Genomic DNA, 5,947 nt, shown 5'->3' with positions numbered 1-5,947 from the left:
GATGAGCTGGGCGCAACGGCTCAAGCGGGTCTTTTCCATCGACATCACCACCTGCGCCCACTGCGGCGGCGCGGTACGGATCGTCGCCAGCATCGAGGAACCCACCGCCATCCGCGCCATCCTCGCCCACTTCGAGAAGCACGGCGCGCTGGAGCAAGCGCACTACCGGCCCGCAGCGCGCGCGCCGCCGCCGGCCGCGTGACGAGGTGCCGGCCACACAGCCGGCAGCCAAGCCAGAGTCCGATCCGATGCGGCCACGACCCCGCAGGGCTGCGCTCGGCCCTGTGCCGGGATTCGGTGAGAAATGGCTACGCACTGAGCCGCTGCGTGGCCCCGCGATGTCGAAAACCCACGCATGAACCCCCGATCTGTGCCCGATCTGTGCCCAAAGCGGCGCTTGCGCGGCCGCTTCCTACCCGCCAGACTCGCCAAAAAGGGCGGTTGAACTTCCTATACCCCGGACAATGCCATCGCCAGGATAAATGGCTGCCTGCGACTTTCGACCACAACCTTTATTTTCGTCTCGACCGCGACCACAACACGCAATGCATCACCTGCCACGCGCGCAACGACTACAGTCGCTATACCTGCTATGGCTGCCACGAACATACGCCCGCCAACATCCGGAGCAAGCATGTCGAGGAAGGTATCCGCAACTTCGCCAATTGCGTCGAATGCCACCGCAGCGCGGACGAACACGACATCCGTGGCGGAGCAGGCCGTGACGGCGACCGGGGCGACGATGATTGAGTCCCGCTAAGCCGCGGGAAAGCGCGAGGGCCGCTGCCTGGATAACGGTGGGCGATGGGAGCGCGGCGTGATCACGGGCCTGCCGATACCTCGGGGCCCCATGCGGCGCAGGCCTTTCGATTATTACGGCATACGCGGGTTTCGCTTCCTGTTCGCAGAAGATTGCGTGGGCGGCGCGAGCCGCCAGATCCCATAGGGTGACGGAGGCAGCGGTGCCGCCTCGAATTGAAACACTGCGGAAGCCGGTGAAGCGGGTCAACGCGATTCCGGATGCCCGGCAACAGGGGGAAGTGGTTTGTGCACATTGACCCGGACGGCGAAATAGTGAACCCAGTTTTTCGCCACGGCCCAAGCCGCGAGCAAGGCTCCGCCCCAGAGGCGCGAGCGCAGTGACGGCGCCCGCACGGGCGATCCGCATCCCGGGACCTTTGTAATAGCCGAAGGACCAGGTGCACTGGATGCCGTCTACCAGCAAGCCCCCAAGCGCCACCCCCGCAGTGATTGCGTCCCACCCGTCCGGTCCCGCAGACCGTGGCGAACGTCCGGACGGCAGAGCCGGCCGCAGTGCAGCCGGCTGCCCGTGAACGCGGTGAAGCGGGACGACCCCGGTTGCTTCAGTGTCCCCGGCCGTGTCCGAGGGTCAGTGTGCGTGTGTGCCCGCCGCTGCGTCGGGCGACTCCGGCGCCGTGTGCGGCGCGGTGCTTGCGGCGGCGACGTCATGCAGCTTCTCCAGGTAATGCACGTATTGCACGTAGGCAGCCACGAATTCGCGCCCGTCGTCGGTGCTGCGGTCGGCCGTGTCGCGGGTCGAGCGGGCGGCCTGGAAGCGCTCGCGGATGCCATGTTCGACCGCACCGGTGATCTCGGCGATCAGCGGGTCGATGTTGCCGCTTTCCAGCGCGGTATCGGCGGCGGCGATGGCCGGCTGGATCCCGCCCGCGGGCTTGATGCCGGTGAACGGTGCGCCTTCGGATACGCGGTGCACCTGCACCAGCGCCTCGTAGAAGTGCAGATCGGCGACCTTGCGCGCATCCGGCCCCTGCTTGCGCACCTTGCGGGCATCGGCAAAGGCGCTGCGGATCGCGGCCTCGTCGGCCGCCGGTACCCATTTCAGCAGCGGCGTGACGTCGCCGTTCTGCAGTGCCGCGGCGGCGGCGGTGATGACCGGACCATCGACCGCATCACAGTGCGCGGACGCGGTGCCGATCCAGGCGAGGTTCGCGGCTGCCACGAGGGCGACGGCGAGCAGGCTCTTGCGAAGGACGGGGAAAGTCATGGTGTTCTCCTGTTGGCATTCCTGGGGGTCACCGGACGCCGCGATTGGATGCGCCACCGGTGTAGTGCTTGCCATGCAGGATGGGGCCGCGCACCCGCGGTGTCGTTCGACGACGCGACTTCGAACCGATCGCCGTAGTGGTCATTTGCTTTATGGAACAATGACTTGAAAGTTCGATTTCCGCGACGGCCCGAACTCGAACCGGCCGGGTGCCGATAACCGGCGCTCACGGCTCCGCGCGAGCCTGCAGATGCTGCGTGCGGTACTGGCTGGGGGTCATGCCGGTGGACTTGCGGAACAGCGTGTTGAACACCGACTTGGAATTGAAGCCCGACTCGTACATCACCGTCAGGATCGAGTCGGTGGCTGTCGGGTCCGCCAGCAAGACCTTGGCTTCCTCCAGGCGGTGGCTGCTGATGAATTCGAAGAAGTTCGTGCCGAAGCCCTGGTTGAGCAGCCGCGACAGCTCGCGCGGTGACACCGCAAGTTCGCGCGCCAGCTGCGCCAGCGTCAGGTTGGAGCGCAGATGCGGGCGCGCCTGACGCATGTGCTGCTGCAGGCGGGCCTCGAGCACCGGGTCCTGGTATCCGGTCGCCGCTGCGGGCGCAGGGGCCTGGACCTCCTCCAGCAGCGCGGCCTCTTCGGCCCCGAGCCCGCTGAACAGCGCAGGCTGGCGCAGCGCGTTGAGCAGCAGATAGTTGATGAAGACGAAACCGACGGCGCCGGCGATCCCCACGATCCAGCGCGTGCTTGCCGGATTCCTGACCACATGCGCGGACAGGCAGTAGAGCAGGCTGACCGTCCACACCGCCGAATAGCCGATCAGCAGCGAGCGTAGCCACGACAGCTGCCGGTTCTCGATGCTGGAGAACACATGGCGGATGCCGACCCCGAACCGCGACAGCGCGCGGATCGTCGCGTACAGGTATCCCAGCACCACCACGTGGATCGCCACCGCCAGCACCGGCGAGGTCAGCATCCCGGGGTAGTCCTGCCGCTGCAGGATCTGCAGCTGCACCGCGGTCGGCTGACGGTAGTACTCCACCACCAGGATCGCCGCGACCACCCAGAACAGCGTGGTGTGGATCACATGCGCCGGGCGCAGGCGGAAGTCGCGGAACATGAGCGAGTGTGCGTACAGGTACAGCGTGCCCGCCTGCAGCAATCCCACCAGCGTACCGACGTAGGCCAGGCCCGGATGCCGCATCGTCAGTCCGGTCCCGTACGCGAGGATTTCGCCCAGGCCGAAGGCGAAGCTGACCAGCGTGGCGACCAGCAATTGGTTGCTTGGCACACGGATGTTTTCCGGCAGCAACAGGAAGGCCGCCAGCGCCAGGGACTGCAGGATGCTGGTCGCTAGCAGGACATCAATCGGCGAGAACACCATTGCGGCGTTACCGTTGGCTTCTCACCAGATCCCGCGCGGGGCACGCGGGTGGCGACAGTGCGTTGGCGTCATGGCGGTGCTGAGCTGGGGGCAGGCGCAGCCTAACTCGTCTCGCCACCGCTGCCTTGATCCTGGTCAACGATGAAAACTCAAAAAAGGGGTCGGGTTCATTTATCCGCTGCGGCAGACTCTGCCGCCATCGGCATGAGGCGCGCCGGAGAGCAGGAAATGAACCTGACCCTATTTTTCGATTTTTATGGAGGAGCACGCCCGCGATCTCACCTCGACCCACGTACGGGTTGCGCCAGGTGCGGGAGTCGCTTGACGCATCCCGGTTGTCGCCCAGCAGCAGGTAGTGTCCCTCGGGCACGTCGAACGTGCCCTGATAAGCCGACGCCGACGCCGACGCGTACGGCTCGGCCAGGCGTTGCCCGTCCAGCCAGACCCGGCCCCCCTCCATGCGTACGCGCTCGCCGGGCAGTCCGATGATGCGCTTGACGATCCGGCGACCGACCTCGCGCGAGTCGACCGCAACCACCGCGCCCCGGCGGAAGCAATGCCTGCGCCGGGGCCGCAGGGTTAGGACCAACTGCCCGTCGCGTAGCCCGGGTGCCATCGAGTTCGATAGCACCCGGGTCAGCCACAGTGGAAGGCTGCGAGGCATCATCGAGGCGGCGTTAGTGCCGCCCGTGGTCGTGTCCACCATGGTGCTCGTCCTCGCCCTCGGCGTACTTGAAGTAGCTGACATAGGCGGCGACATACTCGCGGGCGGCGGTGAGGTCGTCGACGTCGAACTTCTTCTTGCTGAGCGCGACATTGAAGCGCTTCTCCAGTTCGTCCCAGCGGTCTCCGGCGATCAGCCCGCGCAGGGGATTGATCGTGCCGATGTCCAGGGCGACGTCCGCAGCGACGACCTCGGGCGGCAGTTCGGTACCCGTGGGCTTGATGCCCTCATAGCCGGCACCCTCGCCCAGCCGGTGGACCCGCACCAGCGTTTCCAGGAAATGGCGGTCGGCAGTCGCAGACTGGGGACCGGCGCGGCTGGCCAGCGCGGCGTCGAAGGCTGCGCGCACCTCATCCTCTCCCTCCGGAAAGACCCACTTCAGCGCGTAGTTGACGTTGCCGGTTTCCAGCGCCCGGTAACCGTCCTGTACGGCGGGCCCGTCCTCGGTGTCGCAGTGGGCAAAGGCGGGCTGGACGAGAAGCGCGCCCAAGGATAGGACGGCGGAAGTAACGCGGCGGATCATGCTCATGGCGACGACTCCTTCTTTGAATGACGCAGGTGGGTAGCCAGTGCCCACGTCTCCACTCTGCATCGGTTCAGACATTGAAGCCTTGATGCAGGTCAACCCGGCGTCGCGAGCGTCATCGCGGCTCAGGAAGCGGGGTCGGACAAGGCGGGAAAAGAGCCCGGGTTCATCTATCGCCAGCGCTTGGACGCCGCCGCGTTTTCAGGGCTGCGGCGCGCTGGGTCCACGCCTCGACTTGCGCACGAAAACGTTCGCTGCCCAGGCGCGCTGTTGGTCGGCGTGCACGTAGTGCGTCGATGCCGTCGGATGGCAGTGCGTGTTCGAATTCTGATCGGCAGGTCTCCCGGCGCTCCCTCGCGGGCGCGCACAAAGGCCGATATGAACCGGCCGGGGCGGGCGCAAGCCTGAGCAGCCATTCCCTGCACCGGAGTGTTTCGTGCCGCGCCTCGCCGCGACCGTGTCGCAGCTGCAGGATGCCGTGGCGCACGCAACGTCGCCGGCAGCGCATCTGCCCACGGCTCGCTATGCGCCTCACCGTCCCGAGCGCACGCTGCTGTATTCGCTGGTGCAGGCGCATTGGCCGGACTTTCTCGCGCGCCGTGAGGTAGAAGACCGCCCGCTGCCCGAGTATGTGCGCGAGGAGTTCGAGACCTACCTGCGCTGCGGCGTGCTCGAGCACGGCTTCCTGCGCGTGGTCTGCGAGCACTGTCGTGCCGAGAGGCTGGTGGCGTATTCCTGCAAGAAGCGCGGGCTGTGCCCGAGCTGCGGCGCGCGGCGCATGGCCGAGTCGGCGCGGCATCTGGTGGACGAGGTGTTCGGCCCGCGGCCGGTGCGGCAATGGGTGCTGAGTTTCCCCTACCCGTTGCGCTTCCTGTTCGCCAGCAAGCCTGAGGCGATCGGCCCGGTGCTGGGCATCGTGCATCGTGTGATCGCCGGTTGGCTTGCCGATCAGGCCGGCGTGCCGCGGGATACGGCGCAATGCGGTGCGGTGACCCTGATCCAGCGCTTCGGCAGCGCGCTGAACCTGAATGTTCACTTCCACATGCTGTGGCTCGACGGCGTGTACGACGCGAACGTCGAGCCCCCGCGGCGCAAGCCGCGCCTGCGCCGCGCCCGTGCCCCCACCTCTGCGCAACTGACGCAGCTCGCCAACACTATCGCGCATCGCGTCTGCCGGCACCTGACGCGCAAAGGCTGGCTGGAAGGCGAGGACGAATCCGTGTTCCTGTCCGACAGCGCGGGTAGCGACGACGGCATGGATGGGCTGCGGATGAGTTCGATGAC

6 protein-coding genes and 1 pseudogene are annotated in these 5,947 nt (G+C 66.8%); 3 read left to right on the top strand and 4 right to left on the bottom strand.

Features of this window, described 5'->3' with window-relative positions:
• Together G582_RS18245 and G582_RS16750 are read left to right on the top strand one after the other, a co-directional pair.
• A pseudogene (locus G582_RS18245) lies at positions 1–202 on the top strand (IS91 family transposase); the annotation flags it as partial.
• A 239-nt stretch (positions 203–441) separates the two neighbouring features.
• Positions 442–750 (top strand): hypothetical protein, encoded by a 309-nt coding sequence (locus G582_RS16750; protein ID WP_051247256.1) that lies wholly within the window; start codon positions 442–444, stop codon positions 748–750.
• A gap of 640 nt (positions 751–1,390) precedes the next feature.
• Here the strand turns inward: G582_RS16750 and G582_RS16745 are convergent.
• The 4 genes from G582_RS16745 to G582_RS18240 form a co-directional block, all read right to left on the bottom strand.
• Positions 1,391–2,026, bottom strand: coding sequence for a DUF6448 family protein (locus G582_RS16745; RefSeq protein ID WP_038054239.1), 636 nt, complete (start codon positions 2,024–2,026; stop codon positions 1,391–1,393).
• Between the two features lie 226 nt (positions 2,027–2,252).
• Positions 2,253–3,413, bottom strand: a complete 1,161-nt coding sequence (locus tag G582_RS0113180) for a helix-turn-helix domain-containing protein (protein ID WP_028840218.1) — start codon at positions 3,411–3,413, stop codon at positions 2,253–2,255.
• 7 nt (positions 3,414–3,420) lie between these two features.
• A complete protein-coding gene (lepB, locus tag G582_RS17710; protein WP_169380652.1) occupies positions 3,421–4,119 on the bottom strand; it encodes a signal peptidase I in 699 nt (232 codons plus the stop codon).
• On the bottom strand, positions 4,091–4,666 hold the full coding sequence (locus G582_RS18240; protein WP_051247254.1) for a DUF6448 family protein: 576 nt from the start codon (positions 4,664–4,666) through the stop codon (positions 4,091–4,093). Before G582_RS18240 ends, lepB begins: the two co-directional genes overlap by 29 nt.
• Positions 4,667–5,099: 433 nt before the next feature.
• Here G582_RS18240 and G582_RS0113170 point away from each other — a divergent pair.
• On the top strand, positions 5,100–5,947 hold an 848-nt coding region (locus tag G582_RS0113170; protein WP_248642812.1), incomplete at its 3' end, for a transposase zinc-binding domain-containing protein.

It is taken from the genome of Thermomonas fusca DSM 15424 (genome assembly GCF_000423885.1).
In the GTDB taxonomy this organism is placed as follows: Bacteria; Pseudomonadota; Gammaproteobacteria; order Xanthomonadales; family Xanthomonadaceae; genus Thermomonas; species Thermomonas fusca.
The sequence above is the reverse complement of the archived record's forward strand: the minus strand, read 5'-3'. Positions and strand labels throughout refer to the sequence as shown.